Raw genomic sequence first — 16,000 nt, forward strand, 5'->3', positions numbered from 1 at the left:
AGGTTACGGCTGCCCCGGTACCCCGAGCAGGGCGCGGGTGACCTCCTGCGTGCTGTCGAGCAGGTCGTCCAGCGCCCGGCGCAGGTGCTCCCCCGTCACCGTGCCGTCGACCGCCCCGGCCAGCAGCGCCTCCAGCACCGCCCGGCGGACCAGCTCCTTGATGAACGACGCCGTCACGCCCGCGCTCGCGGCGACCACGTGGTCGCCGTCGGCGGCGTCGACGGCCAGGCCGCTCCCCCGGCCGTAGACCTCGAGCAGCCGGCGGCGGGCGTCGGCGTCGGGCAGGCCGATCTCCACCGCGACGTCGACCCGGCCCGGCCGGGCCGCCAGCGCGTGCTCCAGCGCCTCGGCCCGGTTGGTGGTGAGCACGAACAGCAGGTCGGCGTCGCTGGCCGCGCCGTCCATGGCGTCCAGCAGCTCGAACAGCACCGGCTGCGGGCCGTGGGAGTGCCCGCGGTCCTCGGCCACCAGGTCGACGTCCTCCAGGACGACGACGGCGGGCTCCAGGTCGCGGGCCAGCTGGGTCACCGCACCCACCAGGTGCAGCGACCGGCCCGACAGCAGCAGCACGGTGGCGCCGGGGACGTGCTGCACCACGTAGCGGGTGGTGTGCGTCTTGCCGGTGCCGGGCGGGCCGTAGAGCAGCAGCCCGCGCTTGAGGTGCTGGCCGGCCGCGCGCAGCGCGTCGCGCTGCTCGGCGATGCCGATGCTGTGCCGCTCGACCCGGGCGAGCACCGCCTCGGGCAGCACGACGTCGGCCCGCTCGGTGCGCGGCAGCACCGGGAAGAGCACCTCCGTGCCCGCGTTGCTCTGCCGCAGCTCCAGCACCTGACCGCGGTACACGTTGTGCCGGGCCCGCAGCTCGTCCAGCTCGGCGAGCACCTCCTGCGCCTGGGGGCCGGCCAGCCCGGCCACCTCGACGGTCAGCGTCGGCTCGTGGTGCCGCTCGGGCCCGCGGACCAGCACCGCGTAGTCACCCCGGTCGTCGCCGACCAGCAGCAGCGCCGTCCGCCAGACCGCCGTCGTCCGGCCCGGGCCCGAGGGCAGGTCGGCCAGCGGTGGGGCGGTGCGGCGCAGCGGCGGCAGACCGTCGCCGGACAGCAGCTGGGCCAGCTCGGGGTGCATGTGGTGCGGGGGCACCGAGTAGCCCACCACCTCCACCTCCCGGTCGGCCGCCCACCGCTCCAGCGCGATCTGCAGGTTGACCTGCTCGAACGGGGCCAGCTCCCGGACCACCACCGGCAGGTCGGCGGCGTCGGCGCCCAGGTGGCCGCGCAGCGCGGAGGTCACCGGGCCGTCGGCCTGGCCGCTGCCGGCCTCGTGGGCCCAGCTCATGAACCGGGAGAACTGGCGGGCGAACTCGGTGGGCTCCACGCGGCGGAAGATTACTGAACGGTCATGTCCAGTACAGGAGGCGAGCGCCCGGCAGCCGCTGGTCCACCGCGTCGGTGAACCAGCCGCGCAGCTCGGCCATGACCGGCTTCGGGTAGACGTGCTTGACCGCGCCGAACTTGCCGCGCTTCTGGGCGCGCAGGTCCTCGTCCATCTCCAGCTTCGTGCGCGGGTACCAGTCCAGCAGCGTGGCCTTGCTGCCCGGCGTGAACCGGTGCGTGATGCACTCGACCGTCAGGTCGGCCCCGGCGGGCAGGACGGCGGCCACGGAGTCCAGCAGCTCGCCGTACTCGGTGCGCCAGTCTTCCACCGGCATGATCGGCGCGATGGTCAGCCCGACCGGGTAGCCGGCCTCGGCCACCCGGCCCAGCGCTGCGACCCGGGCGGGCACCGGCGACGTGGCGCCCTCGAACCGTCGGCCGACCGTGGCCGCGTTGACCGAGAAGCGCAGCCGGGTGCGGCCGCGGTGCGGCAGGTCCAGCAGCGGCTCGACGTCGTCGAACTTGGTGGTCGCCCGCAGCTGCACCGGCCCGGGCCAGTCGTGCGTGCCGACGTGCGTGATCGCCGTGGCCAGCCCACCGGTGAGGTGCTCGATGGCCAGCGGGTCGGTGTAGCAGGAGGCCTCGAACGTCGTCCCCTCGTGGCCGCGCTCCGCGGTGCCCGAGGTGACCGCCCCGCGCCCGACGTAGCCGTCCAGCGACGCCAGGACGTCGGGCAGGTCGGCGAACACCCGGGTGATCGGCGGCCCGCTCAGCGACCCGGCCAGGTAGCAGTACTGGCAGTGCGCGGGGCAGCCCTCGGCCAGGTCGAACCGCCAGTCCGCCGACGGCGGGATGGGCTGCAGCTTCCGCCGCGACGGCGCGCCCACCACGACGGCGAGGGTGTCCTTGGCGGCCATGAACGCGGCCCGGTCGCCGTCCCCGCGCAGGTTGGGCAGCCGGTCACCGGCCAGCACGCGGACGTCGGGGACGCCGGCGGCCTGCACGCGGTCGAGGACGGCGCGGCCGTACGGGAGGGCGGCGGCGGACGCGGTCACCAGTACGCGGGACGGGGTCCACACGCGGGTGGGAGCAGCAGTGGTCATCACCAGGGAGAACACCGGCACCGGGGGGTCCGCTTCCCCCTCTGTTGACGAACCGGGCGCCGGCCAGGACCGTCGTCCCATGACGGTGCCGGCGGTGTCGCGGATGGGTTCGTGGGTGCTCGACCGGCGCGGTCAGGGCCGCGGGGTGCGGATCACCCGGCACCCCGACCTGCACGCCATCAACCTGAGCGTGTGGCGCGAGAGCGTCTGCGTGGGCACCGTGCACCTGTCCCCCGCCGACGCCGCCGAGGTGGTGCAGGCGCTGACCACCCAGCTCGCCCAGCTCGCGGTGCCCCCGCCGCCGGTGCCCCCGGTGCGCGCGGTCGACCGGGTCGACGAGCTCGAGGCCCGGATCGCCCAGCTGGAGCAGCAGCGCACCCCGCGGTGGCGCCGGGCCCTGGACCGGCTCGCCGAGGTCGGCGACGTCCGCCCCTTCGGCAAGGGGGGCGGCGTCCGCTAGTCGGCCAGGTACACCAGGACCGGGGCGTGGTCGGAGGCGCCCTTGCCCTTGCGCTCCTGCCGGTCGATCGAGGCCCCGGTGACCCGGGCGGCCAGCGCCGGTGAGCAGAGCTGGAAGTCGATCCGCATGCCCTCGCGGCGCGGGAAGCGCAGCTGGGTGTAGTCCCAGTAGGTGAACTCCCCCGGGGTGTGCGGGCGCACCACGTCGGCGAACCCGGCGTCCACCACGGCGGCGAACGCGGCGCGCTCGGGCGGGCTGACGTGCGTGGAGTGGCTGAAGACCGCCATGTCCCACACGTCGTCGTCCTGCGGGGCGATGTTCCAGTCGCCGGTCAGCGCGATCTGCGCGCCGGGGTCGGCGGCCAGCCAGCCCGCGGCCGTCGTCCGCAGCGCCTCGAGCCACTCCAGCTTGTAGGCCAGGTGCGGGTCGCCGAGCTGGCGGCCGTTGGGCACGTACAGCGACCACATGCGCACGCCGCCGCAGGTCGCCCCGATCGCCCGGGCCTCGGGGGCGGGCTCGACGCCCTCCTTGGACGACCACGACGGCATCCCGTCGAAGCCGACCTGCACGTCCTCGATCCCGACCCGCGAGACGACCGCGACGCCGTTCCACTGCGAGTGGCCGACGTGGGCGACCTCGTAGCCGATGGCCTCGAAGGGCATGTGCGGGAACTGGTCGTCCCGGCACTTGGTCTCCTGGATGGCCAGCACGTCGACGTCGCTGCGCTCCAGGAACGCGGTGACCCGGTCGACCCGGGTCCGGACGGAGTTCACGTTCCAGGTCGCCAGGCGCACGGCACGACCCTAAGGACGACGGAGCCCCGCCGCCGTCCCGGGGGTTGACCCACCTCGGCGCCCCTTCGTCCGTGCTGTGCCGCGGAGGAACGGGCGGCGGTACGGGTGGGGCCGCGTGGGCGGCGTGCGCCTCAGGCCTGGGAGAGGGGGGCGATCTCGGTGTCCTGCTTGGCCTGCAGGCGGTCGCGCATCCGCTGGCGGGACTCCACGAACTTCGTGGCCTGCGCGTCCAGGCCGGACATGAACGCGGCCAGCTCCTCGCGCGCCTTCTCCCCCTCCGGCCCGAAGCCGGTGCGGTCGAAGACCTTCCAGTGCCGCAGGATCGGCGCGACGACGTCGTCGTGGTGCAGCCGCAGGTCGTAGATGCCGGCCTTGGCGATGATCGTGGAGTTCTTCCGGAACCCGGCCATCGTGGCGCCGGGCATCTCGAACCCGATGACCTCGTCGGCGATCGCGCGCATGGTCTCGTCGGGGGCGATGTCCAGGGCCGCGGCGACGATGTTCCGGTAGAAGACCATGTGCAGGTTCTCGTCCTTGGCGATCCGGGCGAGCATCTGGTCGGCGACGGGGTCGTTGGTCGCCTTGCCGGTGTTGCGGTGGCTGACCCGGGTGGCCAGCTCCTGGAAGGACACGTAGGCCACCGCCTCGAGCGGGGTCTTGTCCCCGGAGTCGTAGCCCGAGGTCATGTAGTCCATCCGGGCCCGCTCCAGCTCGACCGGGTCGACGCCGCGGGTGACCACCAGGTAGTCGCGGATGGCGATGCCGTGCCGGTTCTCCTCCGCCGTCCAGCGGCCCACCCAGGTGCCCCAGGCGCCGTCCCGGCTGAACCGGGTGGCGATCTCCCGGTGGTAGCTGGGGAGGTTGTCCTCGGTGAGCAGGTTGGTGATCATCGCCGCCTTGGCGGTGGCGTCGAGCCGGGACTGCTCGGGCGCCCAGTCCTCCCCGCCCAGGAAGGCGAAGTCGCGACCCTCGGACCACGGCACGTAGTCGTGCGGGTGCCACTCCTGGGCCATCTTCTCGTGACGGTTCAGGTTCTCCTCGACGACCGGCTCGAGCTCGGTCAGCAGGGCCGTCGTGGCGGGGGTCCGGGACACCGTGCACCTCCAGGGGTGGGGCCGACGGGCCCGACGCTACCCGGCCCCCGGCTGTGGCACGCTGTTGCCTGATGCTTGCAACAAGGGTGCACGTGCAGCCGGCCGGTCCCGACGACGTCGCCCCCGCGCGGGCGCTGATGCTGCGGGTGCTGGAGGAGGACCTCGGCTACGGGTTCCGCCCCGAGTGGCACGCCGACGTCGCCGACCCGGCGACGGCCTACCTGCGCACGCCCGGCCAGGTGCTCCTGCTGGCCCGGGACGACGACGGCGTGCTCATGGGCACCACCGCCGTCCGCACCGGCGGCCCGCGGAGCCCGCAGGTGCTGGTCGACCGGTACGCCGGCCGGCCGGTCGCGCAGCTGGTGCGGGTGTGGGTGCTCGCCGAGCACCGCCGCCGCGGCGTCGCCCGCGCCCTGGTCACGGCCGCCGCGCGGTGGGCGGTCACCGAGGGCGGCTACGGCACGCTCTGCCTGCACACCGACACCGCCGTCCCCGGCGCCGAGGCGTTCTGGCGGTCGCTGCCCGTCGTCGAGGTCCTCGACGAGCGGGTCCCCGGCGAGCAGCTGCAGACCGTGCACTTCGAGCTGGACACCGCGGCCCTGCTCGGGGCGCCCCGGCCCTGACGGTCCGTCAGCGGTCGACCGTGCTCGGTCCGGGCGCGCTGCCGCCGGGCCGCTGCCGCGTACCGCCGACGGGTGACCTCGCTCGCCCTGGGCGACCCACCCGCCGAACCGGTGCGATCATGGGCGAATGCGTCGGAGGGAACCGGAGCGGGGGAAAGGCGTGCGGGTGATCCCGTGACCGGACCCGCCGACCCGTCCGACCCGATCGACCACACCACCCGGATCCCCCGCCGCGGCGGGCTGCCGCCGGTGCCCGGCGCCGCTCCCCCGCCCGTGCCCGGCCCGACCACCGGTGGCCGGCGCCGCGCCGAGGGCGGCACCGACCCCGGGCTCGCCGCGCAGGCCCGGGCGGCGGCCGGGTTGCCGCCGATGCCCGTGGCCACGTCGGTCCCGGTGCACCCGCCCACCTCCGACGACGACGAGACCGCCCGTGTGCGGGTGCCCGCGGAGCAGGACCGGTCCGTCCGCAGCTTCGGCCGGGCGGTCGGGCTCACCGTCCTCGGGGCCGTCGTCCCGGGTACCGGCCTGCTGGCCGCCGGGTGGCGCCGCACCGGTGCCGCCGTCCTCGCCGTCTTCGTCCTGCTGCTCGGCGGCGCGGCCTGGCTGGCCACCGCCGGCCAGCGGACCGCCGTCCGGGCCGCCGTCGACCCCCAGGTCCTGCTCGGCGTGATGGTCGGCGTCGGGGTGCTGGCCGTGCTGTGGATCGCCGTGGTGGTCGCCGGCTACCGGCTGCTGCTCCCCCGGCGTGCGTCGCGCCTGCAGCACGGCGTCGGGGTGGTGCTGGTCGCGCTGCTGGTCGCCGCCGTCGCCGTCCCCGCGGTCACCGCCGTCCGGCTGGCCGGCGCGCAGCGCGGGCTGGTCGACACCGTCTTCGCCGACGGGCAGAGCGCGACCGTGCAGGAACCCGCCGACCCGGTGAACCCCTTCGGGGACAAGGAGCGGGTCAACGTCCTGCTGCTCGGCGGCGACGGCGGCGAGGGCCGCGACGGCGTGCGCACCGACACGGTGATCGTGGCCAGCATCGACACCGACACCGGCGACACCACGCTGTTCAGCCTGCCGCGCAACCTCGAGGACCTGCCCTTCCCGGCCGGGACCCAGCTGGCCGAACTGTTCCCCGACGGGTTTGACGCCGGCTCGGAGAGCGAGAGCCTGCTCAACGCCGTCTACCGCAACGGCCCGGCCCTGTACCCCGACGCCCTCGGCGCCCCCACCGACAACCCCGGGGCCGACTGGCTGAAGCTGGGCGTCGGCGAGGCCCTCGGCCTGCCCATCGACTACTACGTGCTGGTCAACCTCGACGGGTTCAGCCAGCTGGTCGACGCCCTGGGCGGCATCACGGTCAACGTCAACTACTACGTCCCGGTGGGCGGCATCCCCAACGCCCAGCTGCCCGACTCCTACATCGCCCCCGGTCCGGACCAGCAGATGGACGGCGCCACCGCGCTCGCCTTCGCCCGCGGCCGCATCGGGCTCACCGACTACCAGCGGATGGACCGGCAGCGCTGCGTGCTGGACGCGATCGTCGCCGAGGCCGACCCGGTCACCCTGCTCACCCGCTACCAGCAGCTCGCCGCCACCACGTCGGACATCGTGTCCACCGACATGCCGCAGTCGGTGCTCGACGACTTCGTCGACCTGGCCTTCCTGGTCAAGGACGCCGAGATCCGCAGCGTGGTCTTCGACGACACCGTGATCAGCCCGGCCTACCCGGACTACGACCAGATCCGGGCGCTGGTGCAGCAGGCCATCGGGACCGCGCCGGCTACCAGCGCAGCGCCGTCGAGCTCGGCGTCGGCCGCGCCCACGACGGCGTCGTCCGCCCCGGCCCCGGGGACGCCGGCACCGGCCGCCGACCCCGCGACCGACGTCGCCGACGCCTGCGCCTACGACCCGGTCGCCGCGCAGGAGGCCATCGACGCCGGGGAGCCCCCGACCCGCGGCTGACCGGTCAGGGCCGCTGCACTGCGGCCAGCACGACGGGGTCGGCGCAGCCGGCCGCGAACCCGGCGATGCGGCGGCGGATGTCCCGGCCGAGCACGACCTCGCCGACCCGCTCCACCAGCGGGGCCGCCCAGCGCGGACGGCAGCGGAAGACGTAGCGCCACACCGCCCGGGTGCCGCCGTCGCCGGCCGGGGTGAACCGCCAGCTGCCGGCGAAGACCTCGAAGAACCAGGGCCCCGCGGTCATCCGCATGCCCACGTGCGAGCCGGGCGCCCAGCTGACGTACTCGCTGACCATCCGCAGCCGGTGCCGGGAGGTGGTCGCGGTGCGCACACCCTTGCCGGGCGCGGGGGCGCCGTCGAGGAAGTGCTGCTCGTGCACGAAGGGGTCCCACCGGTAGCGGGTGGCACCGGTGGTCTGGGAGACGGCGAAGGCGACGTCCGGGGGGACCGGGACGACGACCTCCGCGGTCACCTGGGCCATGCTCAGCCGGAGATGGGCTCGCCCGCGCGGATGGCGGCCACCAGGTCGCGGACGGCGGGGTCGCCGACCACGGCGGTGTAGGCGATCACCGGGCGGTCGCCGGCGGCGGCGCGCACCCGGTCGGCCAGCTTGCCGTGGGTGAGGACGACGTCGGCGTCCTCGGGCAGGGCGTCCAGCGGGCTGTGCTCGACCACGACGCCCCCGAGGTGCTTGCGCAGCTGGACGCTCATCAGCACGCTGCTGGCCATGCCGGCATCGCAGGCGATGACGAGCTTGCGGACGGCGGTTCCCTCGATGGTGGGCATGGTGGAACAGGGCCTCTCGCTGGTGGGTGAGCTCTCATTCTCCCCTGTCGTCGGCAGGTGTGACGCTGTTCTCAACCGTGATCGCGGTCACCCACCCTGCGGGTGAGGTTCTGGCAGGGTGCCGACATGACAGCGACGTCACTGCACGTGAAGCCCGGGACGGAGTGGGCCGCCGTCCTCGGCCGGTCCGCGGAGCGCGCGCCGGAGGCCTTCGGCGCCGACCGCCTGCACAACCTGGTCGACGGGTCCTGGCGCCCGATCGGCGACCCCGAGACCCTGGTCTCCCCCGTGGACGGCTCGAAGCTCATCGGGCTGCCCAAGGTGTCCGCCGGCGAGGCGCAGCACGCGGTGCTGGCCGCGGCGGCCGCCCACCGGGAGTGGGCGACCACCCCCGTCGCCGAGCGGAAGGCCCGGGTGAGCGCCGCGGTCGACGCGATGGCCGACGCCCGCGACGACCTCGCGCTGCTGCTGGCCTGGGAGATCGGCAAGCCGTGGAAGCTGGCCTGCGCCGACGTCGACCGCGCCCTGGACGGCGTGCGCTGGTACGTCGAGGAGATCGACGGCATGCTCGGCGACCGCACCCCGCTGGACGGGCCGGTGTCCAACATCGCCAGCTGGAACTACCCGATGTCGGTGCTGGTGCACGCCGAGCTGGTGCAGCTGCTGGCCGGCAACGCCGTCGTCGCCAAGACCCCGTCCCAGGGCGGGGCGGCCTGCCTGACCCTGGCGCACGCGCTGATGGCCCGGGAGGGCCTGCCGGTCACCCTGCTGTCGGGCGGTGGCGCGGAGCTGTCCAGCGTGCTGGTCCGCTCCCCCGAGGTCGGTGCGCTGGCCTTCGTCGGCGGGCGCTCCAACGGCGGCAAGGTCGCCGCCGGCCTGCTGGACACCGGCAAGCGGCACATGCTCGAGCAGGAGGGCCTCAACGCCTGGGGCATCTGGGAGTTCTCCGACTGGGACGGCCTCGCCGCGCACCTCAAGAAGGGCTTCGAGTACGGCAAGCAGCGCTGCACCGCCTACCCGCGCTACGTCGTGCAGCGCGAGCTGGTGGACCAGTTCCTGGCCACCTACCTGCCGGTCGTGCAGTCGCTGCGCTTCGGTCACCCGCTGGCCGTGGAGCACGACGACGACGAGCTGCCGGTGCTGGACTTCGGGCCGGTGATCAGCGCGGGCAAGGCAGCCGAGCTACGCGACCGGGTCGCGGACAGCCTGCACCGCGGCGCCGTCCCGCTCTGGCGCGGGTCGCTGGCCGACGGCCGGTTCATCGCCGGCCAGGACACCTCGGCCTACGTCGCCCCCGCCGCGCTGCTCTCCCCCGGCGGCGCCTCGGCGCTCATGCACTCCGAGCCCTTCGGCCCGGTCGACACGATCGTCGTGGTGGACAGCGAGGCCGAGCTGCTGGCCCAGATGAACGCCTCCAACGGGGCGCTCGTGGCCTCGCTGGCCTGCGACGACGAGGACAAGGCGCACCGGCTGGCCCGCGAGGTGCAGGCGTTCAAGGTCGGCATCAACAAGCCCCGCTCCCGCGGCGACCGTGCCGAGCCCTTCGGCGGCCGGGGCGCCTCCTGGCTGGGCTGCTTCGTGGGCGGCGAGCTGCTGGTGCAGGCGGTCACCCAGGGCCCGGAGGGCGAGCTGCTCTACGGCAACTTCCCGGAGCACTCCCGCTACCCCGCCTCGATCTGAGGGTCCAGCGTCGATCAGGGAGGTTGATCGACGTCCGTCCTCCCGCACCAGATCTGGTGAAGGGGGACGGACGTCGATCAACTCCCCTGATCAACGCTGAGCGCAGCGGGGGTCAGCGGTCGGTGCGGGGCCGGACCTCGGCGTAGCGCTCGCGCACCGTCGGCGTCGGGTCGGCCTCCAGCGTCCGGGTGGCCGACCCGGCCCAGCCCGACAGCGCGCCGGTGAGCACCCAGGCGGCCTGCCGGGCCGCGCCGTCGGCCACCGCCTCGCCGGGCGCGGGGACGACGACCGGCCGGCCGAGCACCGCGGGGGCGATCTGCTGCACCGCCGCCGACCGCGCTCCCCCGCCGACCAGCAGCACCCGCTCCACCGACGCGCCCTGCGCCACCAGCGCGTCGATGCCGTCGGCCAGCCCGCACAGCAGGCCCTCGACGGCGGCGCGCGCCCAGTGCGCCGGGGTGGAGGTGCGCAGCGTCAGCCCGTGCACCGAGCCGGTGGCGCGCGGCAGGTCCGGCGTCCGCTCGCCCTCCAGGTAGGGCACCAGCACCAGGCCGTCGGCGCCGGCGGGTGCGCTGAGCGCGAGCTCGGCCAGCTCGTCCAGGGACACCCGGAGCATGGCTGCGGCGGCGTCCAGCACCCGCGCGGCGTTCAGCGTGCAGACCAGCGGCAGGTGCCGGCCGGTGGCGTCGGCGAACCCGGCCACGGTGCCGGTGGGGTCGGCGGCCGGGACGTCGGACACCGCCGTCACCACGCCCGACGTGCCGATCGAGACGACGACGTCGCCCGGGCCGGCGCCCAGCCCGAGGGCGGCGGCCGCGTTGTCCCCGGCGCCCGGGCCGAGGACGACGTCGCGGTGCCGGCCCACCGCCTTGGCCGGGCCGGCGACCCGCGGGACGGCGGGGGAGCGGCCGCGCAGCGCCAGCTCCAGCAGGTCCCGGCGGTACTCCCCGGTGCGCGCGGACCAGTAGGCGGTGCCGCTGGCGTCGGACCGGTCCGTCACCAGGGTGTCCAGGCCCTGCGCGCCGGACAACCGCCAGGTCAGCCAGTCGTGCGGCAGGCACACCGCGGCGGTGCGGTCGGCGTTGCCGGGCTCGGCGTCGGCCAGCCAGCGCAGCTTGGCGCCGGTGAAGGAGGCGACGGGGACGACGCCCACCGCGTCGGCCCAGGCCTGCCCGCCGCCCAGCTCGGCCACCAGGTCGGCGGCGGCGTCGGCGGAGCGGGTGTCGTTCCACAGCAGCGCCGGGCGGACCACCTCACCGGCGTCGTCCAGGCAGACCATGCCGTGCTGCTGGCCGCCCACCGACAGGGCGGCGACGTCGTCGAGACCGCCGGCGGCGGCCACCGCCTCGGTGAGCGCGGCCTCCCAGGCGTCGGGGTGCACCTCGGTGCCCTCGGGGTGCCGCGCCCGGCCCTCGCGCACCAGGTCGCCGCTCTCGGCGTCGCGGACGACGACCTTGCAGGACTGGGTCGAGCTGTCCACGCCGGCGACGAGCGGCACGAGGGACCTCCTGTTGACGCGGTGATGTGGCGCAGACAATAGTGCAGGGACCGAACGAATGGGAGTGGCCGGTGCAGTCGCAGGGACAGGTGCGCAGTGCGAACCTCGCCGCGGCCCTGGCCTGCCTGCGCGACGGCGGCCCGCGCAGCCGCGCCCGGCTGGCCGCCGACACCGGGCTGACCAAGGCCACCGTGTCCAGCCTGGTCGCCGAGCTGGTCGAGCGCGGGCTGGTGGCCGAGGGCGCCGTGCACCGCCCGGGCTCGGTCGGCCGGCCGGGCACCCTGGTGGAGCTCGACGGCCGCGGGGTCTGCGGCATCGGCGTCGAGGTCAACGTCGACTACCTGGCCGTCCTCGCCCTCGACCTGGGCGGCGCGGTGCGGTGGGAGTCCCGGCTGGCCCTCGACGTCCCGGGTCTACGCCCGGTCGAGGTGCTGGCCCGGGCGTCGGCGATGGTGGCCGAGGCCCGCGCGGGCGGGGCCGCGGGCGCCGTCGGGATCACCGTCGCCGTGCCGGGCGGGGTGCAGGGCTCCGTCGTCCGCACCGCCCCCAACCTGCCCGGCTGGGTCGGGACGGACGTCGCGGCCGGCCTCGCCGACCTCGGCCTGCCGGTCACCGTGGGCAACGACGCCGACCTGTCGGCGCTTGCCGAGGTCTCGGCCGGCCCGCACGCCGGCGTGCCCGACCTGGTCTACCTGACCGGTGAGGTCGGCGTCGGCGGGGGAGTGGTCACCGGCGGGCAGCTGCTGCGCGGCAGCACCGGCCTCGGCGGCGAGGTCGGCCACCTCGCGCTCACCCCCGGCGACGCGCCCTGCGGCTGCGGCCGGCGCGGTTGCTGGGAGACCGTCGTCGGCCTGGGCGCGCTGCTGCGCGCCGCCGCCGACCCCGACGACCCGCTGCGCGACCCCGGCCGCGATCTCGAGGACCGGCTGGCCGACCTGCTCGCCCGCGCCCGCGACGGCGACGCCCGCACGCTGGAGGCGCTGACCGGCATCGGCACCGGGCTCGGCGTCGGCGCCGCCGTCCTGGTCGCGCTCTTCGACCCCGCCGTCGTCGTCCTGGGCGGGTACTTCGCCGTGGTCGGCGAGTTCCTGCTCGACCCGCTGCGGACCGCCCTGGCCCAGCGGGTCGACGCCGCCGACCGGGTGGCCCTGTCCACCCTCGGCTTCACCGCAGCCGTCCGGGGCGGCGCGCACGTCGCGCTGCAACCGGTGTTCACCGATCCGACCACAGTGCCGCTGGAGGCCTCCGCATGACCCGCACCCCCACCCCAGCCGACCGCTTCTCCTTCGGTCTGTGGACCGTCGGCTGGCAGGGCGTCGACGTCTTCGGCGGCGCCGTCCGCGAGCCGATGGACCCGGTCGAGGCCGTGCACAAGCTGGCCGAGCTCGGCGCCGCCGCCGTCACCTTCCACGACGACGACCTGGTGCCCGACGACGCCACCCGCGACGCCACCCTGGCCCGGTTCAGGGACGCCCTGACCGAGACCGGCATGGGTGTGGAGATGGCCACCACCAACCTGTTCGGCGCCGCGGTGTTCAAGGACGGCGCGTTCACCGCCAACGACCGCGACGTCCGCCGGTACGCCCTGGCCAAGGCCGCCCGCAACATCGACCTGGCCGCCGAGCTGGGCGCCACCACCTACGTGTTCTGGGGTGGCCGGGAGGGCGCGGAGTCCGGTGCCGCCAAGGACATCGGCGCGGCGCTGGAGCGCTACAAGGAGGGCATGGACACCCTCTGCGCCTACGTGAAGGAGCAGGGCTACGACCTGCGGTTCGCCATCGAGCCCAAGCCGAACGAGCCCCGCGGGGACATCCTGTTGCCCACGATCGGCCACGCCCTGGCGCTGATCAGCGAGCTGGAGCACTCCGAGATGGTCGGCCTGAACCCCGAGGTCGGGCACGAGGAGATGGCCGGGCTGAACTTCGCCGCGGGCATCGCCCAGGCGCTGTGGCACGGCAAGCTCTTCCACGTCGACCTCAACGGCCAGCACGGTCCCCGCTACGACCAGGACCTGCGCTTCGGCGCCGGCAACCTGCGCGGGGCGTTCTGGACCGTCGACACCCTGGAGACCATGGGCTACGACGGCTACCTGCACTTCGACTACAAGCCCCCGCGCACCGAGGACGTCGAAGGCGTGTGGGAGTCCGCGCGGGCGTGCATGGCCAACTACCTGGTGCTCAAGGAGAAGGCCGCCGCGTTCCGGGCCGACCCCGAGGTGCAGGAGGCGCTGGCCACCTCCCGCGTCGCCGAGCTGTCCCAGCCGACGATCGGCGCGGGGGAGACCCTGGCCGACGTCCGCGCCGAGTCCTTCGACGTCGAGGCGCTGGCGGCCCGGGGCTGCGCGTTCGAGCGGCTGGACCAGCTGGCCATGGACCACCTGCTCGGCGTCCGCTGACCGGTCGGGTGCGGGGCTCCTAGGCTGCAGGCATGGCCGAGCCCCGCACCCGCAACGCCCGCCGCGAACGCCTGGTGGGGTTGCTCCTGCTCGGCATCGCGGTGGTGCTGCTGTTCTCCAGCCCCACCTGGTTCACCCGCGACCAGACCGCCGTGGCGGTCGCCCAGATCGTGGTCGCCCTGCTGCTGGCCGGGGTGGGCGGCTTCCTGGTCAAGCGCGCCCAGACCCCGTAAGCAGCGTTTACGCCGAGGTGTGACGGGAACCACCTGCGCCGACGGGGGCGTCGGGCCCCCGCGGCGACGGGAGGCTCGGCGTGGAGCTGGCGAAGCAGGACCTGGTGCAGATGCTGCACGGGCAGGGCGACAACGACACCGCCGACGCTCTGGCCGCGGCCGACCTGCCGGACACGATCGACACCGCGCGGGACGCCGATGCCCTGACCGCCGTGGGCCTGGACCAGGCGACCCTGCAGGGCCACATCGCCGCCGGGGCCATCGGCGGCAACATGACCATGTGAGCGCTCAGCCCGCGTAGGGCCGCTCGCGGGCCAGTTCCTCCTTGGCGACCGAGCGGATGTGCACGGCGTCGGGGCCGTCGACGATGCGCAGCGTGCGGGCGTGTGCCCAGAACTCGGCCAGCGGGGTGTCGTCGCTGACCCCGGCGCCGCCGTGCACCTGGATGGCGCGGTCGATGACGTCCAGGCACACCTTCGGTGCGGCCACCTTGATCGCGGCGATCTCGGTGCGCGCGCCCTTGGCGCCGTACCTGTCGATCAGGTCGGCGGTCTTGAGCACCAGCAGCCGGGCCTGGTCGATCTCGATGCGCGACAGCGCGATCTGCTCGCGCACGGTGCCCTGCTCGGCCAGTGGCCGGCCGAACGCCACCCGCTCCTGCGTCCGCTTCACCATCAGCGCCAGGGCCCGCTCGGCCATGCCGATCGCCCGCATGCAGTGGTGGATGCGGCCGGGGCCGAGCCGGGCCTGGGCGATCATGAACCCGTCGCCCTCGCCGGCCAGCATGTTGCGCGCGGGCACCCGGACGTCGGTGAACCGCAGCTCGGAGTGCCCGTGCTGGTCCTGGTACCCGAAGACGGGCAGGTGGCGGACGATCTCCAGGCCCGGGGTGTCGCGGGGGACCAGGATCATCGACTGCTGCCGGTGCGGCGGGCCGTCGGGGTCGGTCTTGCCCATCACGATGAAGATCGCGCAGCGCTCGTCGGCCGAGCCGGTGATCCACCACTTGCGGCCGTTGATGACGTAGTCGTCGCCGTCGCGCACGATCGAGGTGGAGATGTTGCGGGCGTCGGAGGACGCGACGTCGGGCTCGGTCATCGCGAACCCCGACCGGATCTCCCCGGCCAGCAGCGGCTCGAGCCACTGCTGCTTCTGCTCGGGCGTGCCGAACAGCATCAGGGTCTCCATGTTCCCGGTGTCCGGCGCCCCGCAGTTGATCACCTCGGGTGCGATGACCGGCGACCAGCCGGTGATCTCGGCGACCGAGGCGTACTCGAGGTTGGACAGCCCGGCGAGCTCGTGGTGGAACAGGTTCCACAGCCCGCGGGAGCGCGCCTCGGCCTTGAGCTCCTCGATGACCGGCGGCAGGCCGTGGTCGTCGTGGCCGCGCTCGCGGCGCCAGGCGTGGTAGGTCGCCTCGGCCGGGAACACCCGCTCCCGCATGAAGTCCCACATCCGGCCGGTGACGTCCTCGGCCCGGTCCGACAGCGCGAAGTCCATGCCCGGACGGTAACCGGGGTCACCTCCGCGCCGCGGACCGGCCGGGTCAGGGCTCGGAACGGTGCCCGGCCCGGACCTCCTTCACCGGCGTCCGGTCCCGGTGGACCGGGCCGAACGCGATCACCAGCCCCAGCAGCGCGGACAGGCCGTGCAGCCAGTTGTCCGCGGTGTTGATGCCCAGCGGGTCCCAGTCCTGGCCGACCGCGAACAGGCCGTAGACGAAGGTGGCCCCGTAGCCGATGGCCAGCAGCCAGCCGAACACCCGGGCGCGCGTCAGCGTGCTGGCCAGGGCAAGACCGGCGAGTCCGACGACCACGTGCACCGTGTTGTGCAGGGGCGTGACCATGAAGCCCAGCAGCGTCTCGGTGTGGTCGAAGAAGTCGGAGAACCCGGTCAGCACGAAGCCGACCACGCCGACGAGGAGGTAGACGGCGCCGACCGCGCCGGCGACGAGTTGGGGCCACGTCCAGCGGGTCTGGTGGGCGGCCGGGTCGATCGGGTCCATGGGGGACCT

General features: G+C 74.7%; 17 protein-coding genes. 8 read left to right on the top strand and 9 right to left on the bottom strand.

The genetic code is table 11. The features are described 5' to 3' along the window. Positions 1-3: 3 nt before the first annotated feature. Positions 4-1,374, bottom strand: a complete 1,371-nt coding sequence (locus BM158_RS01710; RefSeq protein ID WP_091553983.1) for an AAA family ATPase — start codon at positions 1,372-1,374, stop codon at positions 4-6. Positions 1,375-1,396: 22 nt separating this feature from the next. Further along, positions 1,397-2,476 carry a spore photoproduct lyase family protein gene (locus tag BM158_RS01715; RefSeq protein WP_091556141.1) on the bottom strand — a complete coding sequence of 360 codons (1,080 nt, stop codon included), beginning with the start codon at positions 2,474-2,476 and terminating at the stop codon, positions 1,397-1,399. Between the two features lie 79 nt (positions 2,477-2,555). On the opposite strand from BM158_RS01715, the gene BM158_RS01720 reads away from it, so the two are divergent. Beyond that, a complete protein-coding gene (locus BM158_RS01720; RefSeq protein WP_091553985.1) occupies positions 2,556-2,936 on the top strand; it encodes a hypothetical protein in 381 nt (126 codons plus the stop codon). Here the strand turns inward: BM158_RS01720 and BM158_RS01725 are convergent. Both BM158_RS01725 and BM158_RS01730 read right to left on the bottom strand, forming a co-directional pair. Continuing rightward, the gene (locus BM158_RS01725) at positions 2,933-3,730 is read right to left on the bottom strand and encodes an exodeoxyribonuclease III (RefSeq protein ID WP_091553989.1); all 798 of its coding nucleotides are present in this window, start codon (positions 3,728-3,730) and stop codon (positions 2,933-2,935) included. The two genes, BM158_RS01720 and BM158_RS01725, sit on opposite strands and share 4 nt — an antisense overlap. Positions 3,731-3,861: 131 nt before the next feature. Further along, positions 3,862-4,824: an acyl-ACP desaturase gene (locus BM158_RS01730; RefSeq protein ID WP_091553992.1), complete on the bottom strand. Its 963-nt coding sequence runs from the start codon at positions 4,822-4,824 to the stop codon at positions 3,862-3,864. A 71-nt stretch (positions 4,825-4,895) separates the two neighbouring features. On the opposite strand from BM158_RS01730, the gene BM158_RS01735 reads away from it, so the two are divergent. Together BM158_RS01735 and BM158_RS01740 are read left to right on the top strand one after the other, a co-directional pair. Further along, positions 4,896-5,447: a GNAT family N-acetyltransferase gene (locus BM158_RS01735; protein WP_091553996.1), complete on the top strand. Its 552-nt coding sequence runs from the start codon at positions 4,896-4,898 to the stop codon at positions 5,445-5,447. A gap of 174 nt (positions 5,448-5,621) precedes the next feature. Further along, positions 5,622-7,394 (top strand): LCP family protein, encoded by a 1,773-nt coding sequence (locus BM158_RS01740; RefSeq protein ID WP_229827520.1) that lies wholly within the window; start codon positions 5,622-5,624, stop codon positions 7,392-7,394. Positions 7,395-7,398: 4 nt separating this feature from the next. Here BM158_RS01740 and BM158_RS01745 read toward each other — a convergent pair whose 3' ends face one another. After that, positions 7,399-7,866, bottom strand: a complete 468-nt coding sequence (locus BM158_RS01745; RefSeq protein ID WP_207506081.1) for an SRPBCC family protein — start codon at positions 7,864-7,866, stop codon at positions 7,399-7,401. Positions 7,867-7,877: 11 nt separating this feature from the next. Beyond that, positions 7,878-8,180, bottom strand: a complete 303-nt coding sequence (locus tag BM158_RS01750; protein WP_091554002.1) for a PTS lactose transporter subunit IIB — start codon at positions 8,178-8,180, stop codon at positions 7,878-7,880. 126 nt (positions 8,181-8,306) lie between these two features. On the opposite strand from BM158_RS01750, the gene BM158_RS01755 reads away from it, so the two are divergent. After that, on the top strand, positions 8,307-9,860 hold the full coding sequence (locus BM158_RS01755; protein ID WP_091554005.1) for an aldehyde dehydrogenase family protein: 1,554 nt from the start codon (positions 8,307-8,309) through the stop codon (positions 9,858-9,860). A 112-nt stretch (positions 9,861-9,972) separates the two neighbouring features. On the opposite strand, the gene xylB is transcribed toward BM158_RS01755, so the two are convergent. Next, positions 9,973-11,358 (bottom strand): xylulokinase, encoded by a 1,386-nt coding sequence (xylB, locus tag BM158_RS01760; RefSeq protein WP_091554008.1) that lies wholly within the window; start codon positions 11,356-11,358, stop codon positions 9,973-9,975. A 71-nt stretch (positions 11,359-11,429) separates the two neighbouring features. Here xylB and BM158_RS01765 point away from each other — a divergent pair, with 71 nt between their 5' ends. The 4 genes from BM158_RS01765 to BM158_RS01780 all read left to right on the top strand — a co-directional run bounded on the left by BM158_RS01765 (position 11,430) and on the right by BM158_RS01780 (position 14,270). Next, positions 11,430-12,611, top strand: a complete 1,182-nt coding sequence (locus tag BM158_RS01765) for an ROK family transcriptional regulator (protein ID WP_229827519.1) — start codon at positions 11,430-11,432, stop codon at positions 12,609-12,611. Beyond that, the gene (gene xylA, locus BM158_RS01770) at positions 12,608-13,753 is read left to right on the top strand and encodes a xylose isomerase (RefSeq protein WP_091554011.1); all 1,146 of its coding nucleotides are present in this window, start codon (positions 12,608-12,610) and stop codon (positions 13,751-13,753) included. The genes BM158_RS01765 and xylA overlap by 4 nt, the downstream gene beginning before the upstream one ends. Positions 13,754-13,785: 32 nt before the next feature. Beyond that, positions 13,786-13,986 (top strand): hypothetical protein, encoded by a 201-nt coding sequence (locus tag BM158_RS01775; protein ID WP_091554014.1) that lies wholly within the window; start codon positions 13,786-13,788, stop codon positions 13,984-13,986. 80 nt (positions 13,987-14,066) lie between these two features. Beyond that, positions 14,067-14,270 (top strand): hypothetical protein, encoded by a 204-nt coding sequence (locus tag BM158_RS01780; protein ID WP_091554017.1) that lies wholly within the window; start codon positions 14,067-14,069, stop codon positions 14,268-14,270. Positions 14,271-14,274: 4 nt separating this feature from the next. Here BM158_RS01780 and BM158_RS01785 read toward each other — a convergent pair whose 3' ends face one another. Further along, positions 14,275-15,486 carry an acyl-CoA dehydrogenase family protein gene (locus tag BM158_RS01785; protein WP_091554019.1) on the bottom strand — a complete coding sequence of 404 codons (1,212 nt, stop codon included), beginning with the start codon at positions 15,484-15,486 and terminating at the stop codon, positions 14,275-14,277. A 46-nt stretch (positions 15,487-15,532) separates the two neighbouring features. Further along, positions 15,533-15,991 carry a DUF4383 domain-containing protein gene (locus tag BM158_RS01790; RefSeq protein ID WP_091554022.1) on the bottom strand — a complete coding sequence of 153 codons (459 nt, stop codon included), beginning with the start codon at positions 15,989-15,991 and terminating at the stop codon, positions 15,533-15,535. Between the last annotated feature and the right edge of the window lie 9 nt (positions 15,992-16,000).

Source organism: Klenkia taihuensis, assembly GCF_900112525.1.
In the GTDB taxonomy this organism is placed as follows: Bacteria; Actinomycetota; Actinomycetes; order Mycobacteriales; family Geodermatophilaceae; genus Klenkia; species Klenkia taihuensis.